Here is a 19312-nt window from a genome sequence, read left to right on the forward strand (position 1 = left end):
AATGCCGACGACAGGAGTGAGTGATGGCCAAGCGAATCCAGTTCAACCAGCATGGTGGCCCGGAAGTACTGCAGCTCGTGGACTTCGACCCGGCGCCACCCGGTCCGCAACAGGTGCGTGTGCGCAACCATGCGATTGGCCTGAACTTCATCGATACCTATTTCCGCAGCGGGCTGTACGCACCGCCCGCACTGCCGTCGGGTCTGGGCACCGAGGCCGCTGGGGTCGTCGAAGCGGTGGGCGAGGGCGTCACCCGTCTGAAGGTGGGCGACCGTGTGGCCCACGCTGGCGGCCCGCTGGGCGCCTATAGCGAAGTCCACACGCTGCCTGAGGCCAATCTGGTAAAGCTGCCCGACAGCATCAGCTTCGAGCAGGCAGCGGCGGTGATGCTCAAGGGCCTGACCACCCAGTACCTGCTCAAGCAGACCTACGCGGTGCAACCGGGCGACTTCATCCTGTTCCACGCAGCGGCCGGCGGCGTCGGATCGTTGGCCTGCCAGTGGGCCAAGGCCCTAGGCGCGAAACTGATCGGTACCGTCAGCTCGCCCGAGAAAGCCGAGCGCGCCAAGGCGCTGGGTGCCTGGGCCACAATCGACTACAGCCGTGAAGACGTCGCCAAGCGTGTGCTGGAACTGACCGACGGCCAGAAATGCCCGGTGGTGTATGACGGCGTTGGCGCCGATACCTGGCTCACCTCGCTAGACTGCCTGAAACCCCGTGGGCTAATGGTGAGCTTTGGCAACGCCTCTGGCGCGGTGACTGGGGTCAACCTCGGCATCCTGTCGCAGAAGGGCTCGCTGTACGTCACCCGGCCAACGCTGGCGACCTACGCCAACAACGCCGAGAACACCCAGGCCATGGCCGATGACCTGTTCGCGATGATCGCCAGTGGCAAGCTGGTGGTGGATATCCAGCAGCGGTATCCGCTGAGCGAAGCGGCCAAGGCGCAGAGCGAGCTGTCGGCGCGGCGCACGGTGGGGTCGACTGTTTTGCTGCCTTGAGTTTGCGAGAGTAAGGTTCCTAGCTTGACCAAGCCGGTTCGCAAGCGTAGCTCTTTGAGCTGAGGTTGTGCTGGTGCGCCGGCTGAGTTTCAAGTTATCCGGGCGAGTGCATCCTTACCCTTTGGCCGCTTACGCGGCCTTTATTTTTTGGGCTTGTTCTTATCCCCATTCGGGGCGGTCAGCCGGTTGAAGCACAAACGTAAAAGCTTGTAGGGCGCGCCTTTCAGCGCTCCCTGTCCAGAACTGTGGATAAGTATCAACCCGGTCGCACAACCTCACCGGTCGCCAGGTTGCGAATCAAGCTCGGGTTCTTGCGCCCGCCCAACGCACCGCCGAGCACCATGTCCAGCTGACCATGGAAATACTGCTCGACCCGCAAGCGGCTTTTCGCCGCCGGTCGCCCGCCGGGGTTGCAGGAAGTAGAGATCAGCGGCCCGACCAATGCACATAGCTCGCGTACCTGGGGGTGATCGCTGACCCGCAGCGCCACGGTGTCGTGCTGGCCAGTCACCCACTCGGGCAACAGGTCCTGGTGCGGTACCAGCCAGGTGTTGGGGCCTGGCCAGGTAGCACTCATGCGCTCGATCCAGTCCTCGGGAAAGTCCTCGAACAAGAAATCGAACTGGCGAATGTTGTCGGCGACCAGAATCAGGCCTTTATCCACAGGCCGCGACTTTAGCGCCAACAGGCGATACACCGCGTCTTCGTTCCACGGGTCGCAGCCCAAGCCCCAGACCGCTTCCGTTGGGTAGGCGATGACTGCGCCCGCCCGGATCTCACGTGCGGCTTGTTGCACACGAAAACTGCTCACCATTTTGCGTCTCTCCGCATTTAAACACCGTGCGCGCAGTGTACTTAGCCGGCCCTGGCAAACCAACGTCCACCTTCATTGCTGACCCGCCCTTCAAGCTCCAGTTCGGTGAGGCTGGCCAGCACCTGGGCCAGCGGCTGACCACTGCTGTGAGCCAGGCCTTCGCTGGTCTGTGGGGCAGCGTGCAACAGCGCGAGCAGGGGATGGCCAGGGTTGTCCACAGCCGCGGCTGGCAGGTTCTGCCAGCCGCGCAGGCTTTCGAGGATCTGCTCGATGCTTTCGACCAGCAGTGCACCGTCACGAATCAACTGGTGGCAGCCCTTGGCGCCGGGGTGGTGGATGGACCCGGGAATCGCATACACCTCGCGCCCTTGCTCGGCTGCAAGCCGGGCGGTGATCAACGAACCGCTGGCCAGGCTCGCCTCGACCACCAGCACACCCAGGGACATGCCGCTGATGATGCGGTTACGCCGAGGGAAGTTGCCGGCCAGCGGCCCGGCATCGAGCGGGTACTCCGAAACCAACGCGCTGCCGCTGTCGATCATCGCTCGCGCAAGGTCACGGTGGCGCTGTGGATAAAGTTTTTGCAAGCCGGTGCCGAGCACCCCGATGGTGTGCCCACCGGCGCTCAGGGCGCCCCGATGAGCGGCACCATCCACACCCAGAGCGAGCCCGCTGGTGATGGTGAAGCCGGCCTGGGCGAGGTGTCGCGCGAAGGCGCCAGCGGTGTCCAGTGCCGGGGGTGACGCACGCCGGCTGCCAACGATCGCCAACTGTGGACGCTCCAGTAACGAGGGGTCGCCTGCCACGAACAACAAGGGCGGCGGATCGTCGATTTCACCCAGCAAAGGTGGGTAGCCAGGGCCGTCCCACATCAATAAATGCTGGCCCGGGCCCTCTATCCAGGCCATCGCAGCCAATGCACCGTCTCGCACTTGCGCACTGCGCCGGGCGTCTATACTGGCTGCCGGTATACCGAGTGAACGCCATGCGCTGGCCGGCGCGCTGAGGGCCGACGAAGCACTGCCGAAGGCGTGTATGAGGGTGTTGAAACGCCGCAGACCGACTTCTGGCAGGCGATGTAGACGCAATCGCGCTTCCAGTTCGGCTGGCGCGCAAGGCGACGAATGGTGTGCTGGCATAGGCATCTTCCTTGATCGCACAGCGGCCACTCCTGCGGCACAAGCTGTGGATAACTATGTTGATAACGCTTTGAAAACCTGTCCATCGAATGGGCTATGAACGGTCCTCTCACACCCTAGCCGAGCTTTCACAGGTGCCTTGCCAAGCGTTTACCTTTATTATGTGTGCTCAGTTTTCAACCGACCGCACAGTGACTGCCTGACGCCTATGGCCATCTTGAACATCCTCGAATTCCCCGATCCGCGCCTGCGCACCATTGCCAAACCGGTCACGGTGTTCGACGACGCCCTGCGCCAGCTGATCGACGACATGTTCGAAACCATGTACGAAGCTCCTGGCATTGGCCTGGCCGCCACCCAGGTGAACGTCCACCAGCAGGTGGTGGTCATGGACCTGAGCGAAGACCGCAGCGAACCGCGCGTCTTCATCAACCCCACGGTCGAGGAACTGACCGACGACATGGGCCAGTACCAGGAAGGCTGCCTGTCGGTGCCGGGGTTCTATGAGAACGTCGATCGCCCGCTGCGCGTACGGGTCAAGGCCCAGGACCGCGACGGCAAGCCTTACGAGCTGGAATGCGAAGGCCTGTTGGCGGTGTGCGTGCAGCACGAGTTCGATCACCTGAACGGCAAGCTGTTCGTCGACTACCTGTCTCAACTCAAACGCGACCGGATCAAGAAGAAGCTGGAAAAGCAGCACCGCCAGCAAGCCTGATCGCCCCCTTCCAAAGGCTTGCTCCGGCAAGCCTTTTTCTTTTTGCAGCGAGAACTCCATGCGCATCGTCTTTGCAGGCACTCCAGAGTTTGCCGCCGAACACCTCAAGGCCCTGCTAGACAGCCCGTACGAGATCGTGGCCGTCTACACCCAGCCGGACCGTCCCGCCGGACGTGGCCAGAAACTCATGCCAAGCGCCGTCAAGGCGCTGGCCGTGGCCCACGACATCCCGGTGTACCAGCCGCAGACCCTGCGCAATGTCGATGCTCAGGCCGAACTTGCCGCACTCAAGCCCGACCTGATGGTGGTGGTGGCCTACGGCCTGATCCTGCCCCAGGTGGTGCTGGATATCCCGCGCCTGGGCTGCATCAACAGCCACGCCTCGCTGCTGCCGCGTTGGCGCGGTGCTGCGCCGATCCAGCGCGCCGTGGAGGCCGGCGACGCCGAGAGCGGCGTAACCGTAATGCGCATGGAAGCGGGCCTGGACACCGGCCCCATGTTGCTCAAGGTGGTCACCCCGATCAACGCCGACGATACCGGCGGCACGTTGCACGACCGCCTCGCGACCATGGGCCCTAGTGCCGTGGTACAGGCCATCGCCGGTCTTGCCGAGGGTTCGCTGCAAGGCGAAGTCCAGGACGATGCTCTGGCCACTTACGCCCACAAGCTGAACAAGGACGAAGCGCGTCTCGACTGGAGCCGTCCGGCCGTGGAGCTGGAGCGCCTGGTGCGCGCCTTCAACCCGTGGCCGGTGTGCCATAGCAGCCTCGACGGTGAAAGCGTGAAGGTGCTGGCTGCCGACTTGTCCACAGGCCAGGGCACCCCGGGCGAGATCCTGTCTGCCAGCAAGGACGGCTTGGTCGTCGCCTGTGGCGAGGGCGCCCTGAGCCTGACCCGTCTGCAACTGCCTGGCGGCAAGGCCCTGGCCTTCAGCGACCTGTTCAACAGCCGCCGCGAGAAGTTCGCCAGTGGCAAGGTGCTCGGCCAATGAACCCACGCCTGGCCGCCGCCCGTGCCCTTGCCGCTGTGCTCAGCGGCAAGGCCTCGCTGAACAGCTCATTGCCGGCGCAACTGGACAAGGTCGATGAGCGCGACCGTGGCCTCACCCAGGACCTGGCCTTCGGCACCGCCCGCTGGCAGCCGCGCCTGGACCTGCTGGCCGCGCAACTGCTGCAAAAGCCGTTCAAAGCGGCTGACGCCGATGTTCAGGCGTTGCTGCTGGTGGGTCTGTACCAGTTGTTCTACACCCGCATTCCCGTGCACGCGGCCATCGGCGAAACCGTCGGCTGCGCTGACAAGCTGAAGAAGCCATGGGCCAAGGGCCTGCTCAACGCCGTGCTGCGCCGCGCCCAGCGCGAGGGTGAAGCACTGCTCGCCGACATGCAGCGCGACCCAGTGGTACGCACCGCCCACCCACGTTGGCTGCAGAAGTCGCTCAAGGCCTTCTGGCCCGAGCAATGGGAGGCCATTTGCGCGGCCAACAACGCCCACCCGCCGATGATCCTGCGGGTCAACCGACGCCAGCATAGCCGCGACGCCTACCTGGCGCTGCTGGCCGAGGCCGCTATCGAAGCCCGCGCCTGCTCGTTCAGCCGTGACGGCATCGTGCTCGCCGAAGCCTGCGACGTGCGCAGCCTGCCTGGCTTCGCAGAAGGCTGGGTGAGTGTGCAGGACGAAGCTGCGCAGCTGTCTGCCGACCTGTTGGAACTGGCTCCCGGCCAACGCGTGCTCGACGCCTGCTGTGCCCCTGGCGGCAAGACGTGCCACTTGCTCGAAGCAGAACCGGGCCTGGCGCATCTGGTTGCCATCGACCTGGAAGCCAAGCGCCTGACACGCGTGCGTGAGAACCTCGAGCGTCTGCAACTGGACGCCGAACTGATCGCCTGCGACGCACGCGACACCGCCAGCTGGTGGGATGGCAAGGCGTTCCAACGCATTTTGCTGGACGCACCCTGTTCAGCCACCGGGGTGATTCGTCGTCACCCGGACATCAAGCTGACCCGCCAGGCCGAGGACATCCCGGCCCTGGCCGCATTGCAAGGTGAACTACTCGATGCCCTGTGGCCAACCCTGGAAGTGGGCGGCATGCTGCTGTATGCCACCTGTTCGAGCCTGCCGACGGAGAACACCGAAGTGATCGACGCGTTTCTCGCCCGCACCCCCGGTGCCCGCGAGCTTGACCTGGCCACCGACGCCGGCCTGCGCCAACCGCATGGCCGCCAGTTGCTGGCCCAGGAAGGCGGCCACGACGGTTTCTACTATGCCAAGCTGATCAAGATCGCCGCTTCGCGCGGATAAGAACAAGAAGGTAGGGAATAGCCGATGAAGATCATCATCCTCGGCGCAGGGCAGGTGGGCGGTACGCTGGCAGAACACCTAGCCAGCGAGGCCAACGACATCACCGTGGTCGACACCGATGGCGACCGTCTGCGTGGCCTGGGCGATCGCCTGGACATCCGCACCGTGCAAGGCCGCGGCTCACTGCCGACGGTTCTGCGCCAGGCCGGGGCCGACGACGCCGACATGCTGGTGGCCGTGACCAACAGCGACGAGACCAACATGGTGGCCTGCCAGGTCGCCTATTCGCTGTTCCACACCCCGACCAAAATCGCCCGGGTGCGCGAATCGGCCTACCTCACCCGCGAAGAGCTGTTCGACAACGACCACATCCCTGTGGACGTGCTGATCAGCCCCGAACAGGTGGTGACCAACTACATCAAGCGGCTGATCGAGCACCCCGGCTCCCTGCAAGTGATCGACTTCGCCGAGGGCAAGGCTCAACTGGTGGCGGTCAAGGCTTACTACGGCGGCCCGCTCGTGGGTCAGCAACTGCGCCAGATCCGCGCCCACATGCCGAACGTCGATACCCGCGTGGCGGCGATCTTCCGCCGCGACCGACCGATTACGCCGCGTGGCGACACGGTGATAGAGGCCGACGACGAAGTGTTCTTCATTGCCGCGCGCAAGGATATCCGCGCCGTGATGGGCGAACTGCGGCGCATCGACGAGACCAACAAGCGGGTAGTCATCGCCGGTGGCGGACAGATTGGCGAGCGCCTGGCCGAGGCCATCGAGAGCCGCTACCAGGTAAAGATCATCGAGATGAATCCGGCGCGCTGCCGCCAGCTTTCCGACACCCTCGAAAGCACCGTGGTGTTGCAGGGCAGCGCCTCGGACCGGGACCTGATGCTCGAAGAGAATATCGCCGACGCCGACATCTTCCTGGCCCTGACCAACGACGACGAGGCCAACATCATGTCATCGCTGCTGGCCAAGCGCCTGGGTGCGCGCAAGGTGATGACCATCATCAACAACCCGGCCTACGTGGACCTGGTGCAGGGCGGCGAGATCGACATCGCAATCAGCCCACAGCTGGCCACCATCGGCACCTTGCTGGCCCACGTGCGTCGCGGTGATATCGTCAGCGTACACTCGCTGCGCCGCGGTGCGGCCGAGGCCATCGAGGCAGTGGCCCATGGTGACGCGAAGTCGAGCAAAGTGGTGGGCAAGGCCATCGAGGACATCGCCCTGCCGCCAGGCACTACCATTGGCGCGATCATCCGCGAGGACGAGGTGCTGATTGCCCACGACGACACGCTGATCGAGTCAGGCGACCATGTGATCCTGTTCGTTGTGGATAAAAAGCATATCCGCGATGTGGAGAAGCTGTTCCACGTCGGCCTGAGCTTCTTCTGAGGAGAAACCCCATGCGCGAGTCGCTGGAAAAGATGCTGGCCAAGGGTGTGGATAACCCACTGCTACGTTTCGGCCTGGGCAAAGCCTGGCTGGACGAAGGCAACGGCGCCGAAGCGGCGCTGCATCTGGCCAGTTGCGTGCAACAGGACCCGAAGTATTCGGCGGCGTGGAAGCTGCTGGGCAAGGCGTATCAGTTGCAGGGGAATGTGGCTGGGGCGCGCAAGGCCTGGGAGGAGGGGATCGAGGCGGCGCAGGCGCATGGGGACAAGCAGGCCGAGAAAGAGATGACGGTGTTTCTCAGGAAACTGAACAAAGCTTGAGATTGCCGGGGGCTGCTTTGCAGCCCATCGCGGCGCGAGGCCGCTCCTACAGGGGATCACGCTCACCTGTGTAGGAGCGGCCTTGTGCCGCGAAAGGGGCGCAAAGCGCCCCCAAGAATCTCAGTACCAGCGCGCCTCGCCCGCCGGGCGCTTCTTGAAGCGCTTCATGCTCCACATGTACTGGCTCGGGTACTCACGCACATAGCGCTCGACCACCTTGCTCATGGCTGCTGCCGATTCATTTACATCGGTGCTGTACATGGCCTCGGGCGCCGCTTCCAGGAACACCTTGAAGCCCGAGCCATCCGGCAGGCGCAACGCATGCAGGAATACACCCACCGCCTTGCCACCGGCGAGCATGTTCGGCACGAACTTGCTGGTCAGCGCCTGGGTGCCGAGGAATGGCACGAACACCCCAGCCGACTCGGCCGGCTCTGGGTCGGCGGGAATCCCTACTTGGCCGCCACGGCGCACCTCCTTGATCACGCTCAGGATGCCCTCCTTGGTCGAAGGCGCCACGCGGTTACCCATCTGCACGCGCTGCTCACGCAGCAGGTCATCCACCGCCTTGAGCTTCGGCGGGCGGTAGAAGATGATCGGTTTGCACTGGTTGCAATAGAAGTGGTTGAGCACTTCCCAGTTGCCCAGATGGCTGGTGATGCCGACCACGCCCTTGCCCGAAGCCAGGGCCTGCTCCAGCACCTCCAGGCCGTGCACTTCCTTGACCAGTTCCAGCGAGCGCTGCGGCGGCCAGATCCAGGCGCAGGCGCTCTCGACGAACGACTTGCCGATATCCTTCAGCGCACGTCCGACCAGTTGCTCGCGCTCGGCTGGGTCCATCTCGGGGAAGCACTTGGCCAGGTTGATGCGCACCACGTTGCGCGAGCTGTTGGGGATTTTCCACATCAGCCAGCCGATACCGGCGCCGACGCGCTGCACCGCGCCCCAGGGCAGCTTGGCGAACAGTCGCAGCACCCCGACCATCAGGGCGCCTTTGAATTTTTCCACAGGCCGATTCCTTATATCTGCAAGCCGCGCATTGTACCCCGTCAGCGCGCCAGCGCGGGGTAGCGATCGCAGTCGGTGGTGTGGTCCATGACCATGCCGGTAGCCTGCATGAAGGCGTAGCAGATGGTCGGGCCGACGAAGGTAAAGCCAGCTTTCTGCAAGGCCTTGCTCATGGCCTTGGCCTCGTCGGTCACCGCCGGTACATCGCTGCGACCAGTGAAGTGATTGACCTTTGGCGCGCCACCCACGAACGACCACAGCCATTGCGCGGGGTTATCCACAGCCAACCAGGCCTGCGCATTGCGCCGCGCCGCCTTGAGCTTGAGGCGGTTGCGGATGATGCCGGGGTCGAGCATCAGTTCTTCTATGCGCGCATCGCTCATGCCCGCCAGTTGCACCGGGTCGAAGCCGTACATCACCTCGCGGTAGCGCTCGCGTTTACGCAACACGGTGATCCACGAGAGCCCCGCCTGGAACCCTTCGAGCAAAAGCATCTCGAAGAGCAACGCCGGGTCGCGCTGCGGCGTTCCCCACTCGTGGTCATGGTAAGCCTGGTACAACGGGTCGTCGGAACACCAAAAGCAGCGCGGCATAAGGCTCCAATGAGTAGAGGGCGAGGCGAATCGGGTTATACTCCCGCTCTTTACATCCGCATCCCCAGATACAGGTGAATTTCGTGAGCCAGCCTACGCCAGCCGTGCGTACCTTCCAAGACCTGATCCTCGCCCTGCAGAACTACTGGGCGGCTCAAGGTTGTGTGGTGCTTCAGCCCTACGATATGGAAGTAGGCGCCGGCACTTTCCATACCGCGACCTTCCTGCGCGCCGTCGGCCCCGAGACCTGGAACGCCGCCTACGTGCAGCCCAGCCGTCGCCCCGCCGACGGGCGGTATGGCGAAAACCCCAACCGCCTGCAGCACTACTATCAGTTCCAGGTCGTGCTCAAGCCGAACCCGGCCAACTTCCAGGAGCTCTACCTCGGCTCGCTGAAAGCCATCGGCCTGGACCCGCTGGTTCACGACATCCGCTTCGTCGAAGACAACTGGGAATCGCCGACCCTCGGCGCCTGGGGCCTGGGCTGGGAAATCTGGCTGAACGGCATGGAGGTGACGCAGTTCACCTACTTCCAGCAGGTCGGCGGTATCGAGTGCTATCCGGTCACCGGTGAAATCACCTACGGCCTGGAACGACTGGCCATGTACATCCAGGGTGTCGACTCGGTGTACGACCTGGTCTGGGCCGACGGCCCGTTCGGCAAGGTCACCTACGGCGATGTGTTCCACCAGAACGAAGTGGAGCAGTCGACCTACAACTTCGAGCACGCCAACGTCGAGAAGCTGTTCGAACTGTTCGACTTCTACGAAAGCGAAGCGAACCGCCTGATCAAGCTGGAGCTGCCGCTGCCGACCTACGAAATGGTCCTGAAGGCTTCGCACACCTTCAACCTGCTGGACGCCCGCCGCGCCATCTCGGTGACCGAGCGCCAGCGCTACATCCTGCGCGTACGTACGCTCGCCCGTGACGTCGCCCAGAGCTATCTGCAAGCCCGTGCACGCCTGGGCTTCCCGATGGCCACCCCTGAATTGCGTGACGAAGTGTTGGCTAAGCTGGAGGCTGCACAATGAGTGCTCAAGATTTCCTGGTTGAACTGGGCACCGAAGAGCTGCCACCGAAGGCCCTGGCAACCCTGGGCGAGGCGTTCCTCGCCGGCATCGAAAAAGGCCTGCAAGCGGCCGGCCTGAACTACACCGGCAAGCAGTTCTATGCCGCACCGCGTCGCCTGGCCGTGCTGATCCGTCAACTCGACGTGCAGCAGCCGGATCGCAGCATCAACATCGACGGCCCCCCCCTGCAGGCCGCCTTCAACGCCGAAGGCCAGCCGACCCAAGCGGCCCTGGGCTTTGCCAAGAAATGCGGCGTCGAGCTGTCGGAGATCGACCAGAGCGGCCCGAAACTGCGCTTCTCGCAGCACATCCCCGGCAAGGCCACCACCAGCTTGCTGCCCACCATCGTCGAAGATTCGCTCAACGACCTGCCAATTCCCAAGCGCATGCGCTGGGCGGCCAGCCGTGAAGAGTTCGTGCGTCCGACCCAATGGCTGGTGATGTTGCTGGGCGAGCAGGTGGTCGACTGCACCCTGCTGTCGCAGAAAGCTGGCCGTGAATCCCGTGGCCATCGCTTCCATCATCCGCAAAGCGTGACCATCAGTGCCCCGGCCAATTACGTCGAAGACCTGCGCAAGGCCTACGTGCTGGCCGACTTCGCCGAGCGTCGCGAACTGATCAGCAAGCGCACCGCAGAGCTGGCCATGCAGCAGGAAGGCTCCGCCATCGTGCCACCGGCGTTGCTGGATGAAGTGACTGCCCTGGTCGAATGGCCAGTGCCACTGGTGTGCTCGTTCGAGGAGCGTTTCCTCGACGTACCGCAGGAAGCCCTGATCACCACCATGCAGGACAACCAGAAGTACTTCTGCCTGCTGGACAACGAAGGCAAGCTTCTGCCGCGCTTCATCACCGTGGCCAACGTCGAGAGCCGCGATCCGAAGCAGATCGTGCTGGGCAACGAGAAAGTCGTGCGCCCGCGCCTGACCGACGCTGAGTTCTTCTTCAAGCAGGACAAGAAGCAACCGCTGGAAAGCTTCAACGAGCGCCTGAAGAACGTGGTCTTCCAGGCCCAACTCGGCACCGTGTTCGAAAAGGCCGAGCGCGTTGCCAAGCTGGCCGCGTTCATTGCCCCGTACATCGGCGGCAGCGCAGCCAACGCCGGCCGTGCCGGCCTGCTGTCCAAGTGCGACCTGGCCACCGAGATGGTCGGCGAGTTCCCTGAAATGCAGGGTGTGGCTGGCTACTACTACGCCCTCAACGACGGCGAGCAGGAAGACGTCGCCCTGGCCCTGAACGAGCAGTACATGCCGCGTGGCGCCGGTGCGGAGCTGCCGCAGACGCTGACCGGCGCTGCCGTGGCCATCGCCGACAAGCTCGACACCCTGGTCGGCATCTTCGGCATCGGCATGCTGCCCACCGGCAGCAAGGATCCGTACGCGCTGCGCCGCGCGGCCCTCGGCGTGCTGCGTATCCTGATCGACAAGCAACTGGACCTGGACCTGAGCACCACCGTCGAGTTCGCGGTCAAACAGTTCGGTGCCAAGGTCAAGGCCACGGGCCTGGCCGAGCAGGTGCTGGAGTTCATCTTCGACCGTCTGCGCGCGCGCTACGAAGACGAAGGCATCGATGTTGCCACCTACCTGTCCGTACGTGCCCTCAAGCCCGGCTCGCCGCTGGACTTCGACCAGCGTGTGCAGGCCGTTCAGGCGTTCCGCAAACTGCCCGAAGCCGAGGCCCTGGCGGCAGCCAACAAGCGCGTGTCGAACTTGTTGAGCAAGGCCGACGGCGCCATCTCCGAGCAGGTCGAGCCCAAGTACTTCGACAACGCCAACGAGTTCTCGCTGTACTCGGCCATCCAGCAGGCCGACCAGGCCGTGCAACCGATGGCCGCCGCGCGTCAGTACAACGAAGCGCTCACGCGCCTGGCCGCCCTGCGCGACCCGGTCGATGCCTTCTTCGAAGCGGTGCTGGTCAACGCCGAAGACGCCAAGGTGCGAGCCAACCGCTATGCCCTGCTCAGCCGCCTGCGCGGTCTGTTCCTGGGCGTGGCCGACATTTCGCTGCTGGGGTAAGCCTTGAAACTGCTGATTCTCGATCGAGACGGAGTGATCAACTTCGACTCCGACGCCTACATCAAGTCGCTGGAAGAGTGGATCCCCATCCCCGGCTCGATCGAGGCCATCGCGCAGTTGAGCAAAGCCGGCTGGACGGTGGCCGTGGCCACCAACCAGTCTGGCATTGCACGCGGCTATTACCCCCTCGCCACCCTGCAAGCCATGCACACGCGCCTGCGCGAGTTGGTGGCGGCACAGGGCGGGGAGGTCGGCTACATCGTGCATTGTCCGCACGGCCCGGACGAAGGTTGCGAATGCCGCAAACCCAAACCCGGCATGCTGCGGGCAATCGCCGAGCACTATCAGGTTGAGCTGGCTGGCGTATGGTTCGTAGGCGACAGCCAAGGTGACCTGAAGGCGGCGCTGGCCGTCGATGCACAACCTGTGTTGGTGAAAACCGGCAAGGGTGAGCGGACCCTGGAAAAAGGCGTCCCGGAAAACACACTGATTTTCGACGATCTGGCGGCTATCGCCAGAGCACTTATTTAAAAGAAGCGCGCCTGTGTGGCGCACTTTCCTTAGGCGGGCATTGCCCCGCAACGGTACTTGCCACTATGTCGATCCTGCAGGCGATCAGAATCTTTCTTTTTTACCTGCTGTTGGGCACCAGTTCGCTGCTGTGGTGCTCGCTGAGCTTCTTCGTCGCGCCTTTCCTGCCATTCCCCAAGCGCTACAAGTTCATCAACGTGTACTGGTGTCGCTGCGCCGTGTTCCTGGCCCGTACGGTGCTCGGTATCCACTATAAGGTGACCGGCGCCGAGAACGTGCCGCAGGAGCCTTGCGTGATCTTGTCGAATCACCAGAGCACTTGGGAGACGTTCTTCCTCTCGGCGTACTTCTCGCCACTGAGCCAGGTACTCAAGCGTGAGCTGCTGTACGTGCCATTCTTTGGCTGGGCCATGGCCATGCTGCGGCCGATCGCCATCGACCGTAACAACCCCAAAGAGGCTTTGCGTCAGGTGGCCAGCCAGGGCGACGAGTTGCTCAAGCAGGGCACCTGGGTGCTGATATTCCCCGAAGGCACCCGCGTGCCGCATGGCCAGATCGGCAAATTCTCGCGTGGCGGTACCGCGCTTGCCGTCAACGCCGGGCTGCCTGTGCTGCCGATTGCCCACAACGCCGGCAAATTCTGGCCGCGTGAAGGCTGGGGAAAACGTCCCGGTACCATCGAGGTGGTGATCGGTGCGCCGATGTACGCAGAGGGCACCGGTCCACGGGCCATCGCCGAGCTTAACGAACGTGCTCAGGCCTGGAACGAAGCCACCCAGCGAGCCATGGGTTCGCTGCCGCCAGTGGCAGAAAACCCGGCACAGCAGCCTGCCTGAGCATCTGTGGATAACGTGTTAGCAAGTTTTCGATAAATCGTTCCAAATACAGCCTAAGTGATTGAATTAGCTATTTATTTCTCTGTATGAAGTTTTTCCGAAAATCGTGCATAAGTTTTTTCGGGCTATAAAAAAACCGGCTTTTACGCCGGTTTTTTTGTGCCCGTGCAACAAGCTTGGGTTCATCGCGGGCAAGCCCGCTTTCACCGCATCACTGCCAGCCTATTTCAGACCTTGTCGATATCCACATCCCGAGTCTCTTTCAGGCAGAAGATCCCCACCACCAGGCTCACCCCAGTGATCAGCACCGGATACCACAGGCCGTAGAAGATATCCCCGGTGTACACCACCAACGCGAACGAAACTGTCGGCAGGAAGCCTCCGAACCAGCCGTTGCCAATGTGGTAGGGCAGGGACATCGAGGTGTAGCGGATGCGGGTGGGGAACAGCTCGACCATCACCGCCGCCAATGGCCCATAGGTCATGGTTGCGATCAGGATCATGGCGACGATCAACACCACCACCATCACCTGGTTCACATTGGCCGGGTCCGCCTTGGAGGGGTAACCGGCGGCCTCGATGGCGCTGCGCATGGCGGCTTCGTCGAAGCCGTTGATGGTCGTCTCGCCAATGCTCACGGAGACATCGTTGCCGGCCACGCTCACCGAGCTGTAAGGCAGGCCCTGCTTGACCAGGAAGGTCTTGACCTTGTCGCAGGGGCTGTCGAAACGTGCCTTGCCGACCGGGTCGAACTGGAAGGTGCAGCCTTGTGGGTTGGCGCTGACCACGATCGGCGCCTGGCGGCTGGCCGCGTCGATCTGCGGATTGGCGTAATGGCTCAGAGCCTTGAACATTGGGAAGTAGCAGACCGTTGCCAACAGCAGGCCCAGCATCAGGATCGGCTTGCGCCCGATACGGTCAGACAGCCAGCCGAAGAACACGAAGAACGGCGCACCGATTACCACGCTGATGATCAGCAGCGTGTTGGCTTGGGCCGGGTCCATCTTGAGCATCTGGGTCATGAAGAACAGCACGTAGAACTGTGCGGTGTAAAAGGTCACCGCTTGCCCGGCATTGATGCTGAACAGCGCAGTGAGCACCACCTTGAGGTTCGGCCATGAGGTGAACGACTCACGGATCGGCGATTTGCTCACCTTGCCCTGGGCCTTCATTTTCACGAAGGCCGGTGACTCGTGCATGCTCATGCGGATCCAGGTGGAAATCGCCAGCAGCACGATCGACAGCAGGAAGGGCAGGCGCCAGCCCCACGTCTCGAACTGATCGCCACTGATGTAGCGGCTGCCCAGCACCACGGTCAGCGACAGCAGCAAACCGAGCGTAGCGGTAGACTGGATGAAGCCGGTGTGGAAACCGCGCTTGCCGGGCGGTGCATGTTCGGCCACGTAGGTCGCAGCGCCGCCGTACTCGCCGCCCAGCGCCAGGCCCTGAAGCATGCGCAGCACCACCAGGATGATCGGTGCCGCGATCCCGATACTGGCGTAGGTGGGCAACAGGCCGACCGCAAAGGTCGACAAGCCCATCAGCACGATGGTCACCAGGAAGGTGTACTTGCGCCCGATCATATCCCCCAGCCGACCGAACACCAGTGCGCCGAACGGGCGCACCAGGAAGCCGGCAGCAAACGCCATCAGCGCGAAGATGAAGGCGGTGGTGTCGTTGACGCCCGCGAAGAACTGCTTGCTGATGACTGCAGCCAGTGCGCCATAGAGAAAAAAGTCATACCACTCGAACACTGTCCCGAGGGATGACGCGAAAATGATCTTACGTTCTTCACGGCGGCTGCTGCGAGTGGCGGCCGCACCTTGCTCTTGAATGTAATCCGACATCGTTGCTGTCCTCGGCCCGAAGGCCACAGTGATTATTCTTGTTGTTCCACTGTCGGCAGCTCTGACCTCGGGCCGCCGGTGTTGCACGCACCCGGGTCAGGGCGTCGGTATCGCGCTGCAATCGCTGAGGTTGGTCTGGGTATGTGCCCCCTTGAGGATCAGTTGCGCCGCCTTCTCGGCGATCATCAGCGTGGGTGAACAGGTATTGCCGGAGACGATCTGCGGCATTATCGAGGCGTCAGCCACGCGCAGCCCTGGAATGCCGTGCACACGCAGCTGGTTATCCACAACATCCAGCGCACCGTTGCCCATGCGGCAGGTGCCCACCGGATGGAAAATGGTGGTGCCGATCTGGCCAGCGGCCTGGTGCAGGTCTTCTTCACGTTGAAGGGCAGGGCCGGGCAGGTACTCCCGCGGATCGAACGCGGCCAGGGCAGGGGCCTGGACGATGCGCCGGGTCAGGCGAATGGCATCGGCAGCCACGCGCAAATCAGCCGGATCGCTCAGGTAGTTGGGGTCGATCAGAGGGGCCACGTTCATGTCTGCCGAACGTATGTCGATACGCCCACGGCTGGCCGGGCGCAGGTTGCACACCGACGCGGTGAAAGCCGCAAAGCGATGCAGTGGCTCGCCGAAGCGCTCCAGCGACAGCGGCTGCACGTGATATTGCAGGTTGGCGGTGGCTTGCTCGGGGCTGGAGCGAACGAATGCGCCCAACTGACTCGGGGCCATGGCCAAGGGACCGCTGCGATCAAAGGCATAACGCAGGCCCATGCCCAGCTTGCCCCATAGGCTGTGGGTCATCTGATTCAGTGTGCGGGTGTTGCGGACCTGGTAGATCAAGCGCAGTTGCAGGTGGTCCTGCAGGTTGCCACCCACCCCGGGCAGGTCGTGACGCACGGGGATTCCCACCTCTTCCAGCAGCTTGCGCGGGCCGATGCCGGAGCGCTGCAAAATACCGGGGGAGCCTACCGAACCTGCACAGAGGATGATCTCCCGGCGTGCGCCGAATTCGTGCCATGCGCCTTGCCAGAATGCCTTGACCGCTTGGGCGCGAGTGTTGCCGAGCAGCACCTTATCGACCTGAACGCCAGTCAGCACGGTCAGGTTGGCGCGGCTGCGAATGGGCCTGAGAAAGGCCTTGGATGCGTTCCAGCGTACACCGCTGCGCTGGTTGACCTGAAAGTATCCACAACCGGCGTTGTCACCGGTATTGAAGTCATCGACCTTGCCGATGCCGCTCTGCGCTGCGGCTTCTCGGAAGGCATCGAGTATCGGCCAACTGTAGCGCTGGCGCTCGACCCGCCACTCTCCCTGTGCACCGTGACTCTCGTTGGCACCTGCGAAATGATTTTCGCTGGCCTTGAACAGCGGCAGTACATCTTTCCACGCCCAGCCGGCATTGCCTTGTTCGGCCCAGCCGTCATAGTCGGCCGCCTGGCCACGCATGTAGATCATGCCGTTGATTGACGAGCAGCCGCCGAGCACCTTGCCCCGAGGGTAGCCCAAGGCACGGCCGTTGAGGCCGGGTTGCAGCTCGGTCTTGAAGCACCAGTCGGTACGTGGATTACCAATGCAGTAGAGGTAACCGACGGGAATGTGTATCCAGGGATAGTTGTCGCGCCCGCCTGCTTCGAGCAGCAATACCCGGCAAGCAGGGTCGGCGGACAACCGATTGGCCAGTAGGCAACCGGCGGGACCAGCGCCCACGACCACGTAGTCGTAGACAGGATCGGCTGATGGCATGTGCAACCTCGCGCCTGATTATTATTCTTGTCCCGATCCATCTTATTGATTAATTTCGCTGAGGAAACACGAGATTTCGCGCACCCGTTGTGCGTTTTAGCACAACGATAAGCCTCTCCTGGCCACTTCGCGGGCAAGCCAGCCGCCCCGGTAATCCGAGCCACTGCCGCGAAAAGGCCCGAACGAACAGCCAAAAGGATCAGCATGTTCGACTGGAACGATCTACGGTTTTTCCTGGAGTTGCAGCGCAGCGGTCGGCTGCTGACTGCTGCCAAGCGCCTCAACACCACCCACAGCACGGTGGCCCGGCACATCGAGAACATCGAGCAGAGCCTGGGCACCGCACTGTTCGTTCAGCATGCGCAGGGCTACGAACTGACGCCCTCGGGCCAAGCCTTGCTCAAGCATGCCGAAGCCATGGAAAACGTCGCCCTGCTAGCGCAGGAAGAGATCACCCAGGCCATCACTCCCTTGGGCAAGATCCGCCTTGGGGTCACCGAAGGCATCGGCATCATGTTCTTCACCCCACGCATGAGTGCGTTGTTCCAACGTTACCCGGGGTTGGAAGTGGAGTTGGTGGCGGTGCCACGTTTCGTCAGCATCCTCAACCGTGAGGCGGAAATCAGTATCCACCTGGAACGCCCCAGCGCCGATCTGCTGATCACCCGCAAGCTCACCGACTATCGCCTGGCGCTATATGCAAGCCAGGATTACCTGGACCGTGCGCCTCCCTTGAACAGCCGCGAGGATTTGGCACGCCACAGCTGGATCGGCTACGTCGACGACTTACTGTTCAGCCAGGAGCTGCTGTTGCTCAACAGCTTCTGCCGGGCCCCCAACGTGGTGTTTCGCAGCACCAGCGTGATCGCCCAGCAGCAAGCGGCGCAGGCCGGGCTGGGTATCGCCGTGCTGCCTAACTACATGGCCCGGCATGATCCGAAGCTGGTACGCGTGCTTCCCAGCGAAACCATCCAACGCAGCTATTGGATCTGCACCCGGCGCGAGCTGCACAAGTCGGTACGCTTGCGGGTGGTGTGGGACTATTTGCTGGCGCTGTGCGCCGCCGAACAAGACGAACTGTTAGCTGAGTAGCGCCTTGCCGGCCAGCAACACGGCAGCGCCACACCCCACCAGTGCGAACAGTTGCTGCAAGCGCGGGCCGGCAATTTTGTTGGCTAACGGCCGCGCCAGCAGCAAGCCGGCCACAGCCCCGACGGCGAACGGCGCGCCAATGCGCCAGTGCATCACACCCGCCAGACTGGCGCTGATCACGCTACCGGTGGCGACCAGCGCGATCACCGCCAGCGAGGTCGAGACGATGCTGGCCATGCGCAGGTTGGTGTAGCGGTTCAACGCCGGAATGATGACAAAGCCTCCCCCCACCCCCAGCAAGCCGGACAGCAAACCGGACATGAACCCGGTAAAGGCCAGCGCCCTGGCACACGGCAGCGTCCATCGCAGCCGCCCTTGCTGCGGATTGAGTACGCAAGGTTCGATGAAGCGATGAGCCAGGTTGTCTTCACCACGTAACTGCCGCGCCGCTTTACGCCAGATGCGCAGGCAGGCGTAAACCAGCACCCCGGCGAATCCCAGCGCCAGCGGCGTGTTGGGCAGACGATGTGCCAGCATCAGGCCCAATGGCGAGGCGACGATACCGATCGAGGCGATGAACAACGCCGCGCGGTAGCGCACAAGCCCCTCACGCAATCCCAACAGGGCCCCTACCGCAGCCGCCAACCCGACGGCGAGCAACCCAATAGGTGCGGCTTCAACCATCGACAAGCCAAGCCCGAACACCAATAACGGCACCGCCAGGATACCACCGCCAGCACCGGTGAGTGCCAACACGGCGCCGATGATTGCGCCCAGCGCGCCACCCAGCAATGACAGCTCAGTCACAACAGCACATCGTATAGGTGCCAGTGCCGATAGTCGGCACATAGCGGGGTAGGGCGCGGCAACGCATCGAGCATCAGTGTGTTCC

The 19312-nt window shown here is 63.0% G+C and carries 18 protein-coding genes; 11 read left to right on the forward strand and 7 right to left on the reverse strand.

Features of this window, described 5'->3' with window-relative positions; genetic code table 11:
• Window positions 1-23 precede the first annotated feature (23 nt).
• The gene (locus ACNFIC_RS08255; protein WP_416780717.1) at window positions 24-1001 is read left to right on the forward strand and encodes an NADPH:quinone reductase; all 978 of its coding nucleotides are present in this window, start codon (window positions 24-26) and stop codon (window positions 999-1001) included.
• Between the two features lie 256 nt (window positions 1002-1257).
• Here the strand turns inward: ACNFIC_RS08255 and ACNFIC_RS08260 are convergent, their stop codons facing one another.
• Both ACNFIC_RS08260 and dprA read right to left on the reverse strand, forming a co-directional pair.
• Window positions 1258-1815 (reverse strand): L-threonylcarbamoyladenylate synthase, encoded by a 558-nt coding sequence (locus ACNFIC_RS08260; RefSeq protein ID WP_138221681.1) that lies wholly within the window; start codon window positions 1813-1815, stop codon window positions 1258-1260.
• Window positions 1816-1856: 41 nt separating this feature from the next.
• On the reverse strand, window positions 1857-2954 hold the full coding sequence (dprA, locus tag ACNFIC_RS08265; protein WP_416780719.1) for a DNA-processing protein DprA: 1098 nt from the start codon (window positions 2952-2954) through the stop codon (window positions 1857-1859).
• Window positions 2955-3162: 208 nt separating this feature from the next.
• Here dprA and def point away from each other — a divergent pair, with 208 nt between their 5' ends.
• From def to ACNFIC_RS08290, 5 genes are read left to right on the forward strand one after another with little or no spacing between them, the layout of a single operon-like run.
• On the forward strand, window positions 3163-3669 hold the full coding sequence (def, locus tag ACNFIC_RS08270; protein ID WP_138221679.1) for a peptide deformylase: 507 nt from the start codon (window positions 3163-3165) through the stop codon (window positions 3667-3669).
• A 58-nt stretch (window positions 3670-3727) separates the two neighbouring features.
• A complete protein-coding gene (fmt, locus tag ACNFIC_RS08275) occupies window positions 3728-4660 on the forward strand; it encodes a methionyl-tRNA formyltransferase (RefSeq protein WP_416780722.1) in 933 nt (310 codons plus the stop codon).
• Entirely contained in the window at window positions 4657-5967 is a 1311-nt protein-coding gene (gene rsmB, locus ACNFIC_RS08280) for a 16S rRNA (cytosine(967)-C(5))-methyltransferase RsmB (protein ID WP_138221677.1), read from the forward strand. Before fmt ends, rsmB begins: the two co-directional genes overlap by 4 nt.
• A 24-nt stretch (window positions 5968-5991) precedes the next feature.
• On the forward strand, window positions 5992-7365 hold the full coding sequence (trkA, locus tag ACNFIC_RS08285; protein WP_138221676.1) for a Trk system potassium transporter TrkA: 1374 nt from the start codon (window positions 5992-5994) through the stop codon (window positions 7363-7365).
• Window positions 7366-7376: 11 nt separating this feature from the next.
• Window positions 7377-7685 carry a tetratricopeptide repeat protein gene (locus ACNFIC_RS08290; RefSeq protein WP_416780725.1) on the forward strand — a complete coding sequence of 103 codons (309 nt, stop codon included), beginning with the start codon at window positions 7377-7379 and terminating at the stop codon, window positions 7683-7685.
• 120 nt (window positions 7686-7805) lie between these two features.
• Here the strand turns inward: ACNFIC_RS08290 and ACNFIC_RS08295 are convergent, their stop codons facing one another.
• Window positions 7806-8693, reverse strand: coding sequence for a lysophospholipid acyltransferase (locus tag ACNFIC_RS08295; RefSeq protein WP_416780727.1), 888 nt, complete (start codon window positions 8691-8693; stop codon window positions 7806-7808).
• Window positions 8694-8734: 41 nt separating this feature from the next.
• Window positions 8735-9286, reverse strand: a complete 552-nt coding sequence (locus tag ACNFIC_RS08300; protein WP_416780728.1) for a DNA-3-methyladenine glycosylase I — start codon at window positions 9284-9286, stop codon at window positions 8735-8737.
• 83 nt (window positions 9287-9369) lie between these two features.
• Here ACNFIC_RS08300 and glyQ point away from each other — a divergent pair, with 83 nt between their 5' ends.
• From glyQ to ACNFIC_RS08320, 4 genes are all read left to right on the forward strand, one after another.
• Window positions 9370-10317, forward strand: coding sequence for a glycine--tRNA ligase subunit alpha (glyQ, locus tag ACNFIC_RS08305; protein WP_027592054.1), 948 nt, complete (start codon window positions 9370-9372; stop codon window positions 10315-10317).
• On the forward strand, window positions 10314-12368 hold the full coding sequence (glyS, locus tag ACNFIC_RS08310) for a glycine--tRNA ligase subunit beta (RefSeq protein ID WP_416780731.1): 2055 nt from the start codon (window positions 10314-10316) through the stop codon (window positions 12366-12368). Before glyQ ends, glyS begins: the two co-directional genes overlap by 4 nt.
• A 3-nt stretch (window positions 12369-12371) precedes the next feature.
• Window positions 12372-12899 carry a D-glycero-beta-D-manno-heptose 1,7-bisphosphate 7-phosphatase gene (gene gmhB / locus ACNFIC_RS08315; protein ID WP_138220801.1) on the forward strand — a complete coding sequence of 176 codons (528 nt, stop codon included), beginning with the start codon at window positions 12372-12374 and terminating at the stop codon, window positions 12897-12899.
• A 65-nt stretch (window positions 12900-12964) separates the two neighbouring features.
• A complete protein-coding gene (locus tag ACNFIC_RS08320) occupies window positions 12965-13735 on the forward strand; it encodes a lysophospholipid acyltransferase family protein (protein WP_138220800.1) in 771 nt (256 codons plus the stop codon).
• 227 nt (window positions 13736-13962) lie between these two features.
• Here the strand turns inward: ACNFIC_RS08320 and ACNFIC_RS08325 are convergent, their stop codons facing one another.
• Entirely contained in the window at window positions 13963-15582 is a 1620-nt protein-coding gene (locus tag ACNFIC_RS08325) for an MFS transporter (RefSeq protein ID WP_138220799.1), read from the reverse strand.
• Between the two features lie 96 nt (window positions 15583-15678).
• Window positions 15679-17328: a GMC family oxidoreductase gene (locus ACNFIC_RS08330; RefSeq protein ID WP_416780734.1), complete on the reverse strand. Its 1650-nt coding sequence runs from the start codon at window positions 17326-17328 to the stop codon at window positions 15679-15681.
• Between the two features lie 204 nt (window positions 17329-17532).
• Here ACNFIC_RS08330 and ACNFIC_RS08335 point away from each other — a divergent pair, with 204 nt between their 5' ends.
• On the forward strand, window positions 17533-18420 hold the full coding sequence (locus ACNFIC_RS08335) for a LysR family transcriptional regulator (RefSeq protein WP_416780736.1): 888 nt from the start codon (window positions 17533-17535) through the stop codon (window positions 18418-18420).
• Here ACNFIC_RS08335 and ACNFIC_RS08340 read toward each other — a convergent pair.
• Complete coding sequence (locus tag ACNFIC_RS08340) at window positions 18409-19227, reverse strand: sulfite exporter TauE/SafE family protein (protein ID WP_138220796.1); 819 nt, start codon at window positions 19225-19227, stop codon at window positions 18409-18411. The two genes, ACNFIC_RS08335 and ACNFIC_RS08340, sit on opposite strands and share 12 nt — an antisense overlap.
• Window positions 19228-19312 lie beyond the last annotated feature (85 nt).

Origin of the sequence: Pseudomonas sp. NY15463, assembly GCF_048068415.1 — a bacterium.
In the GTDB taxonomy this organism is placed as follows: Bacteria; Pseudomonadota; Gammaproteobacteria; order Pseudomonadales; family Pseudomonadaceae; genus Aquipseudomonas; species Aquipseudomonas mosselii_C.

Coding starts and splice junctions, on each gene's coding strand:
- ACNFIC_RS08255 (WP_416780717.1), top strand. CDS start 24: ATGGCCAAGCGAATCCAGTTCAACCAGCATGGTGGCCCGGAAGTACTG.
- ACNFIC_RS08260 (WP_138221681.1), bottom strand. CDS start 1,815: ATGGTGAGCAGTTTTCGTGTGCAACAAGCCGCACGTGAGATCCGGGCG.
- dprA (WP_416780719.1), bottom strand. CDS start 2,954: ATGCCAGCACACCATTCGTCGCCTTGCGCGCCAGCCGAACTGGAAGCG.
- def (WP_138221679.1), top strand. CDS start 3,163: ATGGCCATCTTGAACATCCTCGAATTCCCCGATCCGCGCCTGCGCACC.
- fmt (WP_416780722.1), top strand. CDS start 3,728: ATGCGCATCGTCTTTGCAGGCACTCCAGAGTTTGCCGCCGAACACCTC.
- rsmB (WP_138221677.1), top strand. CDS start 4,657: ATGAACCCACGCCTGGCCGCCGCCCGTGCCCTTGCCGCTGTGCTCAGC.
- trkA (WP_138221676.1), top strand. CDS start 5,992: ATGAAGATCATCATCCTCGGCGCAGGGCAGGTGGGCGGTACGCTGGCA.
- ACNFIC_RS08290 (WP_416780725.1), top strand. CDS start 7,377: ATGCGCGAGTCGCTGGAAAAGATGCTGGCCAAGGGTGTGGATAACCCA.
- ACNFIC_RS08300 (WP_416780728.1), bottom strand. CDS start 9,286: ATGCCGCGCTGCTTTTGGTGTTCCGACGACCCGTTGTACCAGGCTTAC.
- glyS (WP_416780731.1), top strand. CDS start 10,314: ATGAGTGCTCAAGATTTCCTGGTTGAACTGGGCACCGAAGAGCTGCCA.
- ACNFIC_RS08320 (WP_138220800.1), top strand. CDS start 12,965: ATGTCGATCCTGCAGGCGATCAGAATCTTTCTTTTTTACCTGCTGTTG.
- ACNFIC_RS08325 (WP_138220799.1), bottom strand. CDS start 15,582: ATGTCGGATTACATTCAAGAGCAAGGTGCGGCCGCCACTCGCAGCAGC.
- ACNFIC_RS08330 (WP_416780734.1), bottom strand. CDS start 17,328: ATGCCATCAGCCGATCCTGTCTACGACTACGTGGTCGTGGGCGCTGGT.
- ACNFIC_RS08335 (WP_416780736.1), top strand. CDS start 17,533: ATGTTCGACTGGAACGATCTACGGTTTTTCCTGGAGTTGCAGCGCAGC.